We start from the raw sequence: 16,733 nt of genomic DNA on the forward strand, positions 1-16,733 counted from the left end.
TGTGAAAAGGATAAGGGAGTTTGCCTTGGCTGGGCTACTGTTACTTTTGGGCTGGTAAAGAGCGATTCAGGACACGGTTATTCTACAGTGCCAGCATCGCGGAGCCCCTGTATCTGGTCCGTACTCAGGCCGAGTTTTGTCAAAATCGCTTCACTATGTTCCCCGATAGTCGCCAGCTTGGCCGGTGCAGAGGGGCGGGCGCCGTTCATTTCGATCGGGAGCGCAGGCAATTTGGTCTGTTCGCCACTTGCGAGTGTTACGGGCTCCAGCCCGCCGCTGGCATTGAGATGGGGGTCGTCGAACATGTCCTGCGGCCGCGCAATCGGGGCGAAGGGCAGGCCGGTGCCTTCCAGTTTGGCGATGAGCGCATCGCGACCAAAGCCAGCGATCAGGTCGCGAATTTGCGGCATGATGCGGTCGCGTGCGGCGACGCGGTTATTATTCTCGCGGATGCTTTCATCCGCCCAGAGCTCGTCGAGTGCGAACAGTTTGCAGAATTTTTCCCACAAGGCATCGGTGACGACGCCGATAAAAATAGGTTCGTCTTTGGTTTGAAATACATCGTAAATTGCCCAGGCCGAGATGCGAGCTGGCATCGGATCGGCAGCTTTGCCGGTCACCGCCATTTGCGCCATGTGCTGGCCAATCATGTAGACCGTCGTTTCGAACAGGGAGCTTTGGACCTTCTGGCCCTTGCCGGTGCGGTGGCGTTCTTCGACCGCCGCCAGGATCGCAATGACGCCGAACATGCCGCCGGTGACATCAATGACGCTGGAGCCAGCGCGCAACGGTTGTCCGGGCGGGCCGGTCATATAGGCGAGGCCGCCCATCATCTGGGCGACTTCATCCAGCGCGGTGCGGTTTTCATAGGGTCCCGGGAGGAAGCCTTTTTCCGACGCGTAGATCAGTCGCTCATTGGCCTTGCTCAGCTCATCATAGCCAAGGCCCAATCGATCCATCGCGCCGGGGCGATAATTTTCGACCAAAATATCGGCACCTTCGACAAGCTGGCGAGCGATGCCGAGGCCTTCCGGGTCTTTCAGGTTGAGCGATATGCTCTGTTTGTGACGGTTGTACATCGGGAAATAGCCAGAGCCGGAGCCCACCAAATTGCGGGTGCGGTCGCCGCCAATCGGTTCGACCCGGACCACTTCCGCGCCCAGGGATGCGAGGATTGCACCGACTGTTGGCCCCATGACCATATGGGTGAATTCGATGACTTTCAGGCCGGCAAGGGGTGTGGGTCCGGTTTGTTCAACGCTCATGCTGCTGCCTTTTCAAAGCCCAGGGGAAGGCCGGCATCGGGCGTGAAGCCATATAGAGGCTCGCCGGGCAGGGCTTCTGCGATAATCTCTCTGACTTTAAAAAGCTTGTCGAGACTGATGCCGGTATCAATGCCCATGGCTTCGAGCATGAAGACCAGATCTTCGGTGACAATATTGCCCGACGCGCCGGGTGCAAAGGGACAGCCGCCGAGACCGCCAAGGGATGCGTCAAAGGTGGTAATGCCTTCAGCAAGGCCGGCCATGACATTGGCAAGGCCGAGCCCGCGGGTATTGTGAAGATGCAGGGTGTTGAGCTTGTCACTACCGATCACGCCCTTGATCTGGCGCACCATCCGCGTCACTTGCGCTGGATTGGCATAGCCAGTGGTGTCGGACAGGCCGACCTCGGCAACTCCCGCCGCCATAGCCGCCTCTGCCAGGCGCGCGACCTGGTCCTCGTTGACCGGCCCTTCGATCGTGCAGCCAAAGGCCGTGGACAGGCCCACCTCAAAATGGGGGCGCTGTCCTTCGGGCTGTGCGGCGACCAGATCGGCAATCGCTTTGATCTCGGCGAGCATGGCGGGATGATCTTTACGGACGTTCTTGATCGAATGGGTTTCGGACATGGAGAAGGGGATCGACATCTTGTCGACACCAGCAGCGATGGCACGTTCCGCCCCCTTCAGGTTCGGGATCAGGGCAACGACATCAAGACCGGGCAATGTCTTTGCATAAGCCACAATGTCCCCGGTGTCCGCCATTTGCGGGAGCAGGGACGGCGGCACAAAGCTGCCCACTTCAATCTCGCTGACACCGGCTTCGGCCTCGGCCTTGATCCAGGCCATTTTAGCGGCGGTTGGCATGACGGCATCGACGCTTTGCAGGCCATCGCGCGGTCCAACTTCGCTGATCGTTACGGACGAGGTCATTGCTTGGCTCCTAAATATATCCATGGCCGCTTTGCGCGGTCGGCCTCTTGCCATGTGGCAATGTCTGCGGCCATTTTCAAACTGAGGTCGATCGCGTCCAGTCCCTCGAGCAACATCGCTTTGGCTTCTTCATCGATCGGGAAGGACCAGCTTTGATCGTCGTCGAGCCTAATGGTTTGCGCGCGCAAGTCGATGGTAATCGGGCTATTCGCCTTTGCTATCACGGTGATCGCGTCAGCATCGATAACAGCTGGCAATATGCCGTTGCGCACGCAATTACCCGCAAATATCGGTGCGAAGCTCGGCGCGATGACGGCCCGGAAGCCATATTCGGCGAGCGCCCAGACCGCATGTTCGCGGCTCGACCCGCATCCGAAATTGGCACCGCCGAGAATGATCTGGCTATCAGCATAATGCGGATCGTTGAGGACGAAATCGGAATCGGGATCACGGCCGCCAATTGCCGTATAGCGCCATCCAGCGAACAGGCCGTCGGCAAGGCCGGTTTTGCCGGTGCTCTTCATCTCGCGGGAAGGGATGATCTGATCGGTATCAATATTATCCCGGATCAAGGGCATCGGCAGCGATGTGAGGGTGGTGAAAGGCTCAGCCATCCTGCAACGTCCTTGGATCAGCGATTACACCTGCCAGCGCGCTGGCCACAACGGTTTCGGGGCTGGCGATATGCGTTTTGACACTTGGCCCCTGGCGGCTTTCAAAATTGCGATTGGTGGTCGATATGACCCGCGATCCCGCATCGAAGCTCTCGCCGCCTGCGTAGAAGCACATGGAACAGCCGCTCTCCCGCCATTCAAATCCGGCCTCTCGGAAGATGGCATCAATGCCTTCGGCTTCGGCTTCGCGTTTGACGCGGGACGAGCCAGGGACGCAAATGGCTTTGACATGGCTGGCAATGGTCTTGCCCTTCAACAGGGCGCTGGCCCGGCGCAAGTCGGACAGGCGGCTGTTGGTGCAGCTGCCTATAAAGGCGGCATCGATGGGCGTTCCGGCAAGCTTCTGCTTGGGCTTCAACGCCATATATTCCAGCGGGCGTTCGCTGGCATTGTCGGGTACTGCGCCGCTTATGCCAACACTATGTTCGGGGCTCGTCCCCCAACTGACCATGGGACTGATCGCGCTGGCGTCAATCTCGATCTCGGTGTCGAAAGCCGCATTGGCATCGCTGACCAACTGTCGCCAATTCTGGGTCGCTCGATCCCAATCTTCGCCGGATGGCGCGTATCGCCGACCTTCAAGATAGGCCAATGTTTTCGTGTCAGGCGCAATGAACCCCGACATGGCTGAAAATTCCGTCACCATATTGCAAAGGGTCATGCGCCCCTCCATGTCCAGCGCCTGTACCGCCTGTCCGGCAAATTCAACCGCATGCCCTTTACCGCCTGCGGCACCATGACGGGCGATCAATGTCATGATCATATCCTTGGGCGTGACGCCTTTTGCCAGTGCTCCGGAAAAACGCACGCACATGGATTTGGGCTTGTTGAGCCGCAATGTTCCGGTGGCCATGGCATGCTCGGCTTCCGACGAACCAATACCCCATGCGAGCGCGCCAAAAGCGCCCTGGGTACAGGTATGGCTATCGGGCGCTACCAGTGTGCATCCTGGCAGAACGATGCCAAGCTCTGGCGAGATCACATGGACAATTCCCTGGTCCGGGTCGTTAACATCAAACAGGGTAATGCCTGCCGCTTTTGCCGCTGCCCGCGTTTCGGTTATGAAAACCTGCCCGCCGGGCATCAGCGTCTTGTCGGTGCGTCCCGGTCGGGTATCGACAATATGGTCTGTCACCGCAAAGACGCGCGCTGGATCGGCCACTGCTCGCCCCGCTTCCGCTAGCGAATTGAGCGCTGATGCACCGGTCCGTTCGTGCAGGAATACGCGGTCAATCGCCAGAAGCGTGCCACCGCCCGGCAAAGCGGCGACGGCATGGCTATTCCATAATTTGTCAAAGAGCGTTGTCGGTTCAGGCAGAAACAGCCTCCATCTCCGCATCGATGCTGCGCCAGTCCTTGGTCACAAAAATCTCCTGTATGGCCGTCCGTGTTTCAAGCATTCCGTTTCGAATCCAGTGCCATGTCCGGCATCGGTTCTGGCCGTCATCGGAAATCTGAATCTGCTCGTAAAGATATAGCGATGGATCACCTTGCCGTTGCCAATACAACATCATGGTGCGGTTATATTCGTCTAGCGGTACTTCGGCCGCCCATCCTTTTATCAGGTCATTGTCCCACCATATGCGTTTATCGCGATATTCCGCAGGAAATTCACGAATGTCGGTTTTGCCGTCAGCCCAGCTATAATGGTTGGTCTGATGATACGGGATATCTCCGTCATCGGGGAGGCGACAAAGCAGGCGGGAAGCGTGCTCGTCAATCTTCTCATTCTGTGCATTGAAATAGGTATAGGTGCCGTCCCAAACCCCTTCGTGGCGCCCCAAAAGCGGCATGTCTTCTCTGATTCCCATTAGTCTTCCTTATGTCTTGATTGAAGGGCGATATGATATTGTTTGGCGCTGTAGCCGTTGATTAGCGCGAGATGCTCGGCGGCGAGATGTTCGGGCTTGAGACGCTGTTCGTCGAAAGCGACAGCGTGATCTGCATCGACCTTGTACCAGGGCGCGAACATATGGCGGGCGCGCACAATCTGCCACGCGATGTTGAGATAATTGCCAAAACGGTCAGGCGATAAATCCGGATAGAGTTGATCCCGATCGCCATCGGGTAGCGCTGGATAGATGGTCTGATTGGTACCAAGCGCTTGGGCAATGGCATCGATAACAGCATTCCAGGACGCCCAAGTGACAGGCACATTGCCGGTCCAATTGTCTGACAGACCGTGACCGGGCAAATCAATCGAAACTTGCTCCGCCGGCTGATTGTCTGCAGCAGCATAGGACGGGGCAGGGAGGACGAGGCGTTCCGCCCCTCGCTTTCCGCGCCAGTGGATAAGCCCCTCAAAGTCATCTGTACGGATCGTGACAAAGCCTTCGTCGCTGGCTTCGGGCAAATGATTGATAACGGGGGTTGAGGTTGCCATCAGATGAGAGAGACTGACGGCTTGATGCTCCTCCGCTGTTGTCACTTTTTTCGCTGCCCATGTTGGAGGCATGTCACCCAGGCGGTCAATATGTTCTTGTAAGGGATCACCATCATAGGCGCTGATCAGGCAGGGTGGGACATCTGCATCCACTGCCGGAATGTCACGCGGCGCGCGCAGCACCGCACCATAGCCGGCCTGATAGGCATTGCCGGCATCAAGCATTTCGCGAACAATCGCATCCACACGGGCGGGATCATCATTGGCAACCGATAGCCGGTGCGCATCATTGGTTGCGAACCAAGGGAAGAACCAGCTTTGTTCCAAAATCCGGTTCCATAACCATGCCAGATGTTCGCCGTAACCGGAGGGATGGAATTCAGGCAAATAGCGATCACTAAAAAGCGCCATTTCCTCTTTTGACCAGATGGCATAACCGCCGACTGCCAGAGTTGTGATCCGAGTCGGATGGCGTTTGACGGCTGTGACCAGGATTATCCCCCCGGAATGGAAGCCATAGGCGGCACATTTTGCGATGCCCAGCGCGTCGAGAAAATTGATGGCTGCATCTGCATATTCAGCAATTTCCGGATTGCCGGGAAGTGGATCAGATTGCCCAAAACCCGGGGTATCCGGAGCGATACAGGTAAAATGAGCAGACCATTTTTCCATCAGCGCTTCATATTCTTTTGAGCTTCGCGGACTTTGATGCACCATAAGTAGTGGCGGGCCTTTACCCGCCTTGCGATAATGGACGCGGCGCATGTTGCCGCCTTGGTCAATGTCTATAAAGTGGCGTGTAATCATTTTTCCAATTTGTCCGGACAAATTTGTCTCGACAAGTCTTTTTTGCAGATTATTGTAATTTTATCGAATCCGGAGAGAGAAAACTATGACGCTTGTCGGCACAAAAATGGTTTCTGATGGCCGCACCGCGCGGGAAATCTTTGAAGAAGTCATTGGCAACCCCGCGCGAAAGAAATTTGGTTTCGGCGATAAGCTCGCCGTCGTCAATGTCGATGTGCAGCAGGCTTATACACGGACTGACATGTTCAAGACGGCCTATGAGACCAATCCGAAGCAGATTGACTATATCAATCAGATTTCGGCTCTCGCACGGGCCAGGGACATGCCGGTCATCTGGAGCCGTGTGGCCTATAAGGACGACGCCGGAGATGCCGGAGTCTGGGGCACGCGCACGGATACAGAAGATTCCCTGCAGAACATCAAATATGACAGCGAGCGCCATTTACTGGATCCGCGCTGCGATGTGGAAGCCGATGATCTGCAATATACCAAGCGCATGCCCAGCGCGTTTTTTGAAACACCACTGGCAAGCTATTTGACATGGCATAAAGTTGATACCGTGGTGGTGACCGGTGGTTCGACGTCTGGCTGCGTTCGCGCAACGGCAGTCGACGCGCTGAGTCACGGATACCGGGCCATTGTTCCGATTGAGACATGTGCCGACAAGCATGAAAGCTATCATTTCGCGAATCTCACGGATTTGCAGCTGAAATATGCGGATGTGGAGCCGGTGCAGGCCGTGATTGACTGGCTGGAGGCGCGCTAGTGTCCGAAGCACAAAAATCCGATCCGGGACTATATGACTATCTGCCCTATCGCAGGCGACCGAAAATCGAGTGGCCGGATGGCAAGACCTGCGCCGTTTGGGTCGCTCCCAATCTCGAATATTACGAACTCGACCCGGCAGTTAATCCGCATCGTAAAAGCTGGGCAAAGCCGCATCCCGATGTGGTTGGTTATAGCCATCGCGATCATGCCAATCGCGTATCGCATTGGCGGATGGCGGAAATGATGACTAAGCATGGGTTTCCCGGTTCGGTGAGCTTGTCTGTCGCGCTTTGCGATCATATTCCTGAAGTGGTCGACGATGCCAACCAGCGCGGCTGGGAATTTTTCAGCCACGGCATTTACAATACCCGCTATTCATATGGAATGGACGAAGCGCAGGAGCGCGCAATTATCGAGGATTCGATTTCGACCGTGGAACGCGCGACGGGTCAACGGATCAGAGGCTGGCTGGCTCCGGCACTCACCCATACGCCACGCACACTCGACCTGCTCGCGGAATATGGCATGGACTATACCTGCGATCTTTATCATGATGATCAACCGACGGATGTGAAGGTGAAATCGGGTCAGTTAACGGCGATACCTTACAGCCTAGAGGTCAATGATCATTATGGCTTTTTCATCTATAACATGAGCCCCCGGGACTATGCCGATACGCTGATCCGGCAATATGATCGGCTCGCTGAAGAAGGCGCGCAATCCGGCACGGTGATGTGTATCCCGCTGCACAGTTATTTAATTGGCCAACCCCACCGGATTGGACCGTTTGAAGCGGTACTCGAACATATTGCAGCGGATGGCCGCGCTTGGATCACCAAGGCTGGGGATATTGTCGATGCTTTCCGCAAACAGGCAGGAGGCAAGTCATGAGCCTTGATGCCAGCTATCTCGATTATCCCAAGCGCCAACGCGGTATGGATCACGATTACTATCCCTTTAGCAACTTGTTTGATCGTAAGACGGTGCGATGGCCGGGCGACAAAAAACTGCTCATCTGGCCGGTTATTAGCCTCGAATATTTTCCGATGGTGCCAAGCGACGACCCGTTTCGCGCGCCAGGGCACATGCAGACCGCTTACCCGGATTACCGTCATTATACTGCGCGCGAATATGGCACGCGGATCGGGATATACCGATTGCTAAGTGCTTTTGAAAAGGTTGGTGCGAAGGTTTCGGTCGCGACCAATAGCGTCATTGCCGACCGCTATCCGCAGTTGGTTGAGGATATCCTCTCCGGTGGCCATGAGATTATCGGGCATAGCACCGACATGAACGGTACGATTGCGAGCGGAATGGCGGAGAATGATGAGAAAGCTCTGATTGAGCGCTCGCTTGCCGCGCTGGAAAAAGCCGCCGGAGCCCGTGCGCGCGGTTGGCTGTCAATCGCGCGTTCGCAGAGCTTCAACACTGCAAAACTCCTGACCGAGGCTGGCGTTGATTATATGTGCGACTGGGTGAATGATGAGTTGCCTTATGCGTTTCAAACGGATGCGGGACCCATTACCAATATCCCGCTCAACCATGAATTTTCCGATCGTCAGATTATCAATGTCCAGCAGCAATCGGTGGATAGCTATGCCCAGCAGATGACCGACGCTGCTGCTTGGTTGCTGGCGGAGGCTGAGCAATATGGCGGCCGGATGCTGCCTATGCATTTGACGCCTTACATAATGGGCCTCCCCTATCGGATCGGTCGTTTTGAAAAGTTGATCGCTGGTTTTGCTGACCGCAATGATATCGGGTTCGCGCGGGGTGATGCGATACTCGATAGCTGGAAGGCGCACACATGAAGATACGCAATCCGCGCACGGGGATAGCGGACTATGACATCGCGCCTTTGGATGCCGATGCGGTGGCCGATGAAGCAAAGCGGCTTCGTGCTGCACAAAAGGACTGGGCCGCAAAAACACCCGAAGAGCGCGGGACAGTATTGCTGCAATGGGCTGATGCGATTGAGGCCCATCTTGGTGCGATTATCCCGGCTCTGACCGCTGATACCGGGCGTGGCGGTATATCGAAGATTGAAGCAGCAGGGGTGCCGGGACAGATCCGGCGCTGGGCTTCTATGGCGCCGCAGCTTATGGCTGATGGTCAGTTGGTTGATCAACCGACATCGGTGCCGACTATCATCACTTCTACGCGGCTCGTGCCCTATGAATTGGTTGGAGCGATCAGTCCGTGGAACTTCCCGATGACCCTCGCGCTTATTGACGCCATTCCTGCCTTGATGGCGGGATCAGCGGTGCTGGTGAAACCGTCGGAAGTGACGCCGCGTTTCATCAAACCGCTGATGGACACCGTCAAGAGAATCCCGGAATTAAACGCAGTTCTGTCGATCATCGAGGGTGATGGCGCGACTGGGGCGGCTATGGTCGATCAGGTCGATTATGTCTGTTTTACCGGATCGGTGGCGACGGGGCGGAAAGTTGGTGAAAGTGCCGCGCAGGCCTTTATTCCGGCGAGTCTCGAGCTGGGTGGGAAGGATCCGATGATTGTGCTGGCCAGTGCCGATCCGGAGAAGGCTGCTGCTACAGCGCTGCGGGCCAGTATCGTCAACACGGGGCAGGCCTGCCAGTCGATCGAGCGGGTCTATGTGGCGCGGGAAATTGCCGCGCCGTTCCTCGCCAGTCTGACCGTTCAGGCAGAGGCGGTGGAGCTCAATTACCCGAATATCAATCAGGGCCATATCGGGCCGTTTATCTTTGAAAAACAAGCAGAAATTGCCCAGCATCAGATTGACGACGCGGTCAGCAAGGGCGCCAAACTGATCACCGGTGGCACCGTCGAAAATCTCGGCGGCGGGCTCTATCTCAGGCCCACGATACTCACCGATGTTCCGCCGGATGCGGACATCATGCGGGAGGAGAATTTCGGCCCCGTCATCCCGGTCGTGATCTATGATCAGATTGAACAGGCGATTGCGCAGGCGAATGACAGTATCTTCGGATTGTCCGCTGCGGTTGTTGGCGGATGTGCCACAGAAGCAGAGCGGATCGGCACCAGGTTGAAGGCGGGCGCGGTCTCAATTAATGACGGTTCGCTAACGTCAATGGTCTGGGAAGCCGAAAAATCGAGCTTCGGCTATTCCGGGCTCGGCGCATCGCGGATGGGCGCAAGCGGGTTGATGCGCTTTTTCCGCAAACAGGCGCTGATCCGGCAAACCGGCGAGGCAGCGCGAATAGAAGCTTTTGCAGAGGAGAATTTCTGATGGGCGTGGAACTACAACATCCGATGAAACCGGAACTGACGGCGGAAGAAGCGGCCCGCGGGCGCTTTGTATCTGGTATCCGGGCATTCATTCTCAATGATCTCGCCGGAGACTTGCGCACCGCCTATGACAAGCGTGCGGCCCCGGCCTTTGCCCGCGAAACAGGCCGCGCGCCGGAAACCAGCAACGAAGCGCATCTGGCGCTCCGCGGTGATCCGGCGTTCAACATCTATTCGGCCATGCGGGTGCAGGCGCAAAAAATGGTCTGGCAGGCATCGGGCGCTGTCGTGGCGCGTGATCTCGAGCGGATGGAAGCGGAAGCGGCCAAAGTCTCGGACCAGCCCGGTTCTGTAAAACTCGACCCCGATCTTGATATCCCGCGCAATGTCGATGCGATTGAAGTGCATCTCATGCCCGGCAGCTATACGCGTGGCGGCGCGACGCTGGAGGCCGGCGCGGTCTATGATCAGGGGCTGGCGGTGTTTTCCATGGGTCTGATGGGCGCCAATCTGGATGATATTGGCCTGTCCATGGCCGCCTATGTGAAGGGCAAATTCCCGGACTTTCAGCCGCAGAGCATTCTTGATACGGGTTGCACCATTGGGCACAATACATTGCCGTGGAAACAGGCCTATCCCGACGCAAAGGTCGAGGCGATTGACGCGGCGGCTGGCGGTCTGCGCTATGCCTCGGCGCGCGCGAAAATGCAGGGTCAGGAAGTCCATTTTGCGCAAATGTCGGCCGATGCACTGGACTATCCCGACGCCAGTTTTGACCTCGTCTTTTCCTCGATGTTCCTGCACGAATTGTCGAAAAAGGCCCGCGCCGCGGCGTTTAAGGAAGCCTATCGGGTGCTGAAACCCGGCGGTCTGCTGCTCCACATGGAATTGCCACCCAATGACCAGATGAACGCCTTTGACGGCTTTTATCTCGACTGGGATAGCTGGTATAATTCGGAACCGTTTTACAAAGGCTATCGCGACGAAAGCCCGCCCGAATTATGCAAGGCCGGGGGCTTTGCAGCGGATGACTATTTCCAGTTCGTCGTCCCCAGCATCGGCATCTATGGCGAGGAAGCGGTAGCGCAGGCGATTGCGGATGAAAGTGCCAATGCGGTCGACAGTGAAACCACCGGACGGCTGGCCGAAGGCATTATGTGGTTCGGTTTCGGAGCATGGAAACGGTGAGCGGCGAAACCGCAAATCCGGGTCCGGCATTTAAACCCGACGACACGCCCAAGGACATCTATGGTCCGGACGGCAAACCAAAATTTTTCGACGACCCCGGCATGGACCGCTTCGTCGCCGTTGTGATGAATATGGCGCAGGAAATGTGGGTTCAGGAAGAGCGGCTGATGGCGCTCGAAGGGTTGCAGGCGTCCGAGGCCGATCGGGAAGCGAAACTGAAAATATTTATCGACCGCATTTTTGCGCCGCTGCGCGAACAAGGGAGTGACAACGCATGAAGGCTTGGCAAATCGGATCACGAACCGGCATTGGCGGATTGCAGCTGGCCGACCATCCGGAACCGGAGCCGGGCCCCGGAGAAATACTGGTAAAGGTGTCGGCCGCCGGTCTCAACTATCGGGACCTGATGGTGCTGCGCGGCGATTATGGTACGGATCTGCCCGAAGATCGCGTGCCATTGTCCGACGGTGTCGGCGTGATCGAGGCTGTTGGTGCTGATGTTTCGGGGCTTGAAGTGGGCATGCGCGTGATGGCGCCGCATTTTACCACCTGGCTCGATGGGGCCTATAGCTTCGCGGTATTTGCCGGCGATCTGGGCGTGACAGCCAATGGCTGGCTGGCCGAGAAAATCATCCTTCCCGCCAATGCCGCTATCATCGTGCCTGAAAATGTCAGTGACAGCAGTGCGGCGACCTTTTCGGTGGTCGGCAGCACGGTCTGGCATGCGATGATCGCTTTTGGTGATGCGGGGCCGGGCGATCTTGTCCTCGCGCAAGGCACCGGCGGTGTGTCCATATTCGCGCTGCAGCTGGCCAAGGCCATGGGTATGGATTTCGCGATCACCTCGTCGAGCGAGGAAAAACTGGCGCGCGCAAAGGAAATGGGTGCGGATTACGGGATCAACTATCGCGACCGGCCGGATTGGGGCGCCGCACTGCTGGAAGCCACCGGCGGGCGCGGCGCAGATGTGGTTGTCGACACATTGGGCTTTCCGGCGCTGGGCGAGACCGTGGCGGCGTGCGCCGTCAATGCGCGTATCGGCACATTGGGCGCGCTTTCCGGAACGCCGCAAGATCAAGCCAGTGCCAGTCAGGGCGCGCTGATCGGCAAGAATATCGCCATCAAGGGTATCGCGTCCGGCAATCGTGCAATGTTGCAGCAGGCACTGGATGTGGTCGCGCAAAACAATATCGAGCTGCTGGTCGAAAGCCTGTTCGATTTCAATGATGCGCCGGCCGCTTTCACGCATCTGGAAAGCGGCAGCCATATGGGCAAGGTGATGATTACCGTTTGAGTTCGACCAGCTCGTACCAGGTCATCATATAGCCGCCGACGCCGCCTTGCACGAACAGGCCGTCTTCGTCGTCGGTAATCCATACATCATAGGCGGGATGCTCGCCCGCCATGCCGCCGGTTCCCGGAACAATGCTGGCATCATCGACAAATTGCAGATGTTTGCATTGAAAAGTACCGGCAGGGACGGTCACCTCTTCCTTGCCGAGATAGATGGCGCCGATCTTCACCTGCGCAATTTGTGGCGGCGTGGCTCCGCGGTGATCGGGTGAGGGCAGATAGCAATTGAGCAGTCGCTTGGTTTCCTTGTCCCAGTCCTTAGTCGAGAGCATATAACCGTCCGACACAATCGGATGGGTGCCAAAACCGTCGAGCGGAAGCTCTGCTGCAACCCGCTGGGACAGCCGGCCGATGGCGGGGCCATAGGATTCCATTTCGACATGATTGCCATCAAACCGCATCCAGCCTGACCCCATAAATTCATCGCCAACGGTCAGCCGGACGTGGCAGTCCATCGGCTGCTTATGCTCGTCAATGGCGTAAATGATGTCGCGCATCACGGTCGGTTCCGGATCGTAAATCTCGCAATGCGCCCGCATCGTCACCTTGCCGTCGCTATGATGGGTAAACATGAAGGTTTCAAAACCGCGATTCTGGCCCTCCATTTCCGGTTTGCGCGACGTATATTCCAGACGGCCTTCGATAATGCGATGCTTCATCCCGTTTCTCCTTGTCTTTCTTCATGCCAGTGCATTTTTCTCTTGCCAAGAGGAATTTGTCCGGACAAATTACAATCAGCTATTTACACGGTCTGGGAGGACGTTGGTAATGGAATTTCTCACCACAAATGAACTGAGCATTTTGCGCTGGATCCACATTCTGGCGATGGTTTACTGGCTGGGCGGCGAATGGGGTGTTTTCCAGACCAGCTATAATGTCACAAACCGCAACCTGTCGCTGGAAGAACGGCGGCGGCATATGGAAACGGCTTACCGGATCGACATATTGGCCCGAACCGGAATAGTCCTGTTGCTTCCGCTCGGCCTTCATATGGGCAAGCTTTATGGTTTTGTGCCTTCCCTTGATGGTTCGGGAATCTGGTGGATGTGGCTGTTTTTTGCGATCTGGCTCGCGATGACATGGACCGCTTTTATCAAGCGTGAAACCGATATCGGCGTCAAGGTGACCAAAATCGAGGAAATGCTGCGCTATCCCTTGATCGCGATTCTGTTCATCGTCACGTTCATGGCTCTGGAGGGCAGCGGTCCGATTACCTCGGGTGAGGGCAACCACTGGTATCCCGCCAAGATGGGTCTTTACGCCTTTGCGCTATGTATCGGTCTGTTCCTGCGCGTGGTCATGCGCCGCTGGACCGTGCGGTTCCGCAAGCTGGCCGAGGGTCCGGATGCGGCAGAAGAAAATGCGCTCGAACGGGAAATCGGGCAGGCCCGGATTGCCGCCTATATCTACTGGATCACGATTGCCGGGGTCTGTTTCCTGGGGGCGGTGAAGCCTTTTTAGCGGTTTGCGCTGCTAGATTTCCTTCAGTTCCCGGCTGACTTCTTCGACGGGCGGTTCGCTTTGTTCCAGTTCCTGAACCATCTGATGCGGGCCGCGCATGACGCGGTAAATATATTCGCGGATCATCGCGCCGCGCTCATAGGCGGCCTGTTTGTCGGGCGTATAGCTCTCAATATCCGCACGGTTGATTGACCCCTTGGCTTCGAGCAGCCGTTCGACCGTATCCATCCGCTCGCGCAGCACAGACACTTCGCCGACCACCGCCATCAGGATGGACAGCATCCGTTCGTCTTCGGGATCGTCAAAATATTCCGGACGTTTGCCTTTGGCCTTTTTATTGGCCGCGGCCATCCAGTCGAAATTTTCTTCAGCCATGATTCACTCCGCCGCGTGTTGCATCTGATCGCTATTTTTCCATGCGCCATAGGCATGCCAATAGGCCGCCCGGCCATGATCTTCATCGTCACCGGTCGCGGCCTCGGGGAAGATATCCGTATCGACCACTGCCCTGACACCGCTTTCAAACAGCTCTGCCCGGTCAAATCCGGCTTCAACCATGACAGTTTTCATATCGAGCGCGTGCATCGAGGACCAGAAGGGTTCGTTATTGTTAAACGCATCCCAGTCGCGGATAAATTGCTCGTAAAGCGGCATGGCATCGGAATATTCCGGTTGTTCGAGATGGAACATCAGGCCGCCATCAGCAAGCACGCGATAGCCCTCTGCGATAATCCGGGGCAGCGCCTTGCCGCTGGTTTCATGCAGGAACATGGTGGTCTGGACCCAGTCAAATGTGCCATCGTCCCAGCGCGATAAATCTTCGGCATTGGCCTGAATGAATGTGATATTGGTCGCACCGAGTGATTGCGCGCGGGCATGGGCGTAACGCAAAATGGGCGCAGCCGTATCGATGGCGATAAATTCCGTATTGGGAAAAGCCAGCGCCAGCGGCACGATATTATGACCAACCGTGGTCCCGATATCGAGTACATGTCTGGGTTCCCAGCCGGGGCGTTCCTTCTTAATCCATTCCACCAGCGCCTGACCGCCGCCATCGGACAGCGCGCCAAGGCCGCCGGCGGTGGTGGCAAAGATACCGCAATCATAATTGGCGCCTGCCGAGACATCACCGGGCAGCTCTTCACCATGATAGCTGCCGGGCATGCAGTGGATATCCACGGCCGACTGATAGCGCGGCACGTCGATTTCCGGGTTCAGCTCCAATGTATCACGGCCTTCATTAAATTGCCGGGCCCTGGCATTCAGTTCATCAATCTGGCGCAGCACCATGGACCGGCCGTTTTGCTGGCGCATCTCCATCGAATTGCGTTTGAGCGCGGACCAGAATTTATGGAAGGGATCCTTGTTCATCGCGTGGCGGATCTCGAAACGGTCCTGCGGTTCCCGGCCATGTTCCTTCAGAAAAGCCGGCAGGACGCGTCGGTCATAGGCAAGTTTGTTGCCCGGGCCGAGCGCGCCGGAAAGGAATTTGTTGAAATTGGCGAGAAAATCAAAGCGCGCAATCTCGTCATGCGATGGTTCGGGCGAAACGCCATGACGTGCTACCGCATTATAGGGCGGTGCGACGTCGAGTTTTTGCTCGGTCGGTGTGGTGCTCATATCAAGCCCTCCTTTATCATGCGTTCGATGGTTTCTTCCTGGGTACGCAGAAAATAGTCGCGGTCCGGAGAGATGATGTCATTGTTCTGAATCAAACCATCGGCTTTTTGTACGGACAAATTACCATAAGTGGCCGCAAAAAGCTCCAGTCGCTGGCGCGCAAGGAAATTGGTCATCGCTGGCTTGCGGCGTGCGGCGCGCAAGGCACCCAGATCGATATCGGCAAAAGCGGTAAAGGTCTCGCCGCTATTCGATTCCGCCATCACCCGGCCTTTATAGTCCACGACCATGCTGTTGCCATCAGCGGAGGCGAGCGGCAGGGTGGTGTTTTCTATGCCGGCGGTATTGGCGGAGACGACATAGGCCATATTTTCCTGCGCCCGCGCGCGTTTGCCAATATCCTTGGGTGTGTCGAGCGGGGAGCCGATTTCCGAAGAGCTGTGCACGAAAATCTCGGCACCGCGCAGCGCATGGGCGCGGGCTATTTCGGGATAGAGTATCTCTTCCGAGGCGATGGCAGAAAGATTGCCAATTTCCGTCTTCGCTACCGGGAACACGCCGTCGAGGCCGTAAATATCGAGATATTTCGTCCACACATCATGCGGCGTCGGTGCGAACATGGAATTGAGCCGGCGATAGCGCAGCACCACATCGCCCGATGGCGCGACCACGAAACTGGCCTGGAAATAGAGGCCGGGGAAATTGGCGTCGACTTCATAGGCATTGCCGGCAATGAACATTTTCAGCCGCTGTGCCATCGCGCCCAGCGCCTCATATTCCGGGCCGTCCACTGCCAGCGCCGCCTTGTCGGCAAAATCGGGTATGGAAATGCGCCCGGGATAGCTGGTCAGCAGATATTCCGGCAGCACCACCAGTTTGACCGGACTGCCGCTATATTGCTGGACGAAGATCGTCGCGGAGCGAATCTTTGTCTCGATCTCGCCAATCATCGCCAGCATTTGCGCGCGGGCCGCAGCCTTGTCGGGTGTTTTTTCAATCGAACGCGCAGCCAATTGCATCGCGACGGCGGCATAATTTTTGGTTTCGGTCATGGTCT

18 protein-coding genes are annotated in these 16,733 nt (G+C 56.8%); 8 read left to right on the plus strand and 10 right to left on the minus strand.

Annotation, left to right across the window (positions count from 1 at the left end; genetic code table 11):
- Positions 1 to 77 precede the first annotated feature (77 nt).
- The 6 genes from ACO6S1_RS07460 to ACO6S1_RS07485 are packed head-to-tail and all read right to left on the minus strand — an operon-like array spanning position 78 to position 6,058.
- Entirely contained in the window at positions 78 to 1,265 is a 1,188-nt protein-coding gene (locus ACO6S1_RS07460; RefSeq protein ID WP_422345681.1) for a CaiB/BaiF CoA transferase family protein, read from the minus strand.
- A complete protein-coding gene (locus ACO6S1_RS07465; protein ID WP_422345682.1) occupies positions 1,262 to 2,194 on the minus strand; it encodes a hydroxymethylglutaryl-CoA lyase in 933 nt (310 codons plus the stop codon). The genes ACO6S1_RS07460 and ACO6S1_RS07465 overlap by 4 nt, the downstream gene beginning before the upstream one ends.
- Positions 2,191 to 2,808 (minus strand): 3-isopropylmalate dehydratase small subunit, encoded by a 618-nt coding sequence (gene leuD, locus ACO6S1_RS07470; RefSeq protein ID WP_422345683.1) that lies wholly within the window; start codon positions 2,806 to 2,808, stop codon positions 2,191 to 2,193. The genes ACO6S1_RS07465 and leuD overlap by 4 nt, the downstream gene beginning before the upstream one ends.
- Complete coding sequence (locus ACO6S1_RS07475) at positions 2,801 to 4,207, minus strand: 3-isopropylmalate dehydratase large subunit (RefSeq protein ID WP_422345684.1); 1,407 nt, start codon at positions 4,205 to 4,207, stop codon at positions 2,801 to 2,803. Before ACO6S1_RS07475 ends, leuD begins: the two co-directional genes overlap by 8 nt.
- The gene (locus ACO6S1_RS07480; protein WP_422345685.1) at positions 4,179 to 4,679 is read right to left on the minus strand and encodes a DUF3598 domain-containing protein; all 501 of its coding nucleotides are present in this window, start codon (positions 4,677 to 4,679) and stop codon (positions 4,179 to 4,181) included. The genes ACO6S1_RS07475 and ACO6S1_RS07480 overlap by 29 nt, the downstream gene beginning before the upstream one ends.
- Positions 4,679 to 6,058, minus strand: a complete 1,380-nt coding sequence (locus tag ACO6S1_RS07485; protein WP_422345686.1) for an alpha/beta fold hydrolase — start codon at positions 6,056 to 6,058, stop codon at positions 4,679 to 4,681. The genes ACO6S1_RS07480 and ACO6S1_RS07485 overlap by 1 nt, the downstream gene beginning before the upstream one ends.
- A gap of 85 nt (positions 6,059 to 6,143) precedes the next feature.
- Here ACO6S1_RS07485 and ACO6S1_RS07490 point away from each other — a divergent pair, with 85 nt between their 5' ends.
- The 7 genes from ACO6S1_RS07490 to ACO6S1_RS07520 are packed head-to-tail and all read left to right on the plus strand — an operon-like array spanning position 6,144 to position 12,536.
- Positions 6,144 to 6,824 carry an isochorismatase family protein gene (locus tag ACO6S1_RS07490; protein ID WP_422345687.1) on the plus strand — a complete coding sequence of 227 codons (681 nt, stop codon included), beginning with the start codon at positions 6,144 to 6,146 and terminating at the stop codon, positions 6,822 to 6,824.
- Positions 6,824 to 7,717, plus strand: coding sequence for a polysaccharide deacetylase family protein (locus ACO6S1_RS07495; protein WP_422345688.1), 894 nt, complete (start codon positions 6,824 to 6,826; stop codon positions 7,715 to 7,717). The genes ACO6S1_RS07490 and ACO6S1_RS07495 overlap by 1 nt, the downstream gene beginning before the upstream one ends.
- Positions 7,714 to 8,637, plus strand: a complete 924-nt coding sequence (locus ACO6S1_RS07500; protein ID WP_422345689.1) for a polysaccharide deacetylase family protein — start codon at positions 7,714 to 7,716, stop codon at positions 8,635 to 8,637. Before ACO6S1_RS07495 ends, ACO6S1_RS07500 begins: the two co-directional genes overlap by 4 nt.
- Entirely contained in the window at positions 8,634 to 10,055 is a 1,422-nt protein-coding gene (locus tag ACO6S1_RS07505) for an aldehyde dehydrogenase family protein (RefSeq protein ID WP_422345690.1), read from the plus strand. Before ACO6S1_RS07500 ends, ACO6S1_RS07505 begins: the two co-directional genes overlap by 4 nt.
- Positions 10,055 to 11,242, plus strand: coding sequence for a methyltransferase domain-containing protein (locus ACO6S1_RS07510; RefSeq protein ID WP_422345691.1), 1,188 nt, complete (start codon positions 10,055 to 10,057; stop codon positions 11,240 to 11,242). Before ACO6S1_RS07505 ends, ACO6S1_RS07510 begins: the two co-directional genes overlap by 1 nt.
- Positions 11,239 to 11,520, plus strand: a complete 282-nt coding sequence (locus ACO6S1_RS07515; protein ID WP_422345692.1) for a hypothetical protein — start codon at positions 11,239 to 11,241, stop codon at positions 11,518 to 11,520. Before ACO6S1_RS07510 ends, ACO6S1_RS07515 begins: the two co-directional genes overlap by 4 nt.
- Positions 11,517 to 12,536, plus strand: a complete 1,020-nt coding sequence (locus tag ACO6S1_RS07520; RefSeq protein ID WP_422345693.1) for a zinc-dependent alcohol dehydrogenase family protein — start codon at positions 11,517 to 11,519, stop codon at positions 12,534 to 12,536. The genes ACO6S1_RS07515 and ACO6S1_RS07520 overlap by 4 nt, the downstream gene beginning before the upstream one ends.
- On the opposite strand, the gene ACO6S1_RS07525 is transcribed toward ACO6S1_RS07520, so the two are convergent.
- A complete protein-coding gene (locus ACO6S1_RS07525) occupies positions 12,526 to 13,254 on the minus strand; it encodes a hypothetical protein (protein WP_422345694.1) in 729 nt (242 codons plus the stop codon). The two genes, ACO6S1_RS07520 and ACO6S1_RS07525, sit on opposite strands and share 11 nt — an antisense overlap.
- A gap of 109 nt (positions 13,255 to 13,363) precedes the next feature.
- On the opposite strand from ACO6S1_RS07525, the gene ACO6S1_RS07530 reads away from it, so the two are divergent.
- The gene (locus tag ACO6S1_RS07530; RefSeq protein WP_422345695.1) at positions 13,364 to 14,056 is read left to right on the plus strand and encodes a hypothetical protein; all 693 of its coding nucleotides are present in this window, start codon (positions 13,364 to 13,366) and stop codon (positions 14,054 to 14,056) included.
- 12 nt (positions 14,057 to 14,068) lie between these two features.
- Here ACO6S1_RS07530 and ACO6S1_RS07535 read toward each other — a convergent pair whose 3' ends face one another.
- Genes ACO6S1_RS07535 through ACO6S1_RS07545 form a run of 3 tightly spaced genes read right to left on the minus strand, consistent with a single transcriptional unit; the run spans position 14,069 to position 16,728 of the window.
- Complete coding sequence (locus tag ACO6S1_RS07535; RefSeq protein ID WP_422345696.1) at positions 14,069 to 14,431, minus strand: hypothetical protein; 363 nt, start codon at positions 14,429 to 14,431, stop codon at positions 14,069 to 14,071.
- A gap of 3 nt (positions 14,432 to 14,434) precedes the next feature.
- The gene (locus ACO6S1_RS07540) at positions 14,435 to 15,676 is read right to left on the minus strand and encodes a class I SAM-dependent methyltransferase (RefSeq protein ID WP_422345697.1); all 1,242 of its coding nucleotides are present in this window, start codon (positions 15,674 to 15,676) and stop codon (positions 14,435 to 14,437) included.
- Positions 15,673 to 16,728 (minus strand): nitrilase-related carbon-nitrogen hydrolase, encoded by a 1,056-nt coding sequence (locus ACO6S1_RS07545; RefSeq protein WP_422345698.1) that lies wholly within the window; start codon positions 16,726 to 16,728, stop codon positions 15,673 to 15,675. Before ACO6S1_RS07545 ends, ACO6S1_RS07540 begins: the two co-directional genes overlap by 4 nt.
- Between the last annotated feature and the right edge of the window lie 5 nt (positions 16,729 to 16,733).

Origin of the sequence: Parasphingorhabdus sp., assembly GCF_965233695.1 — a bacterium.
GTDB lineage: Bacteria > Pseudomonadota > Alphaproteobacteria > Sphingomonadales > Sphingomonadaceae > Parasphingorhabdus.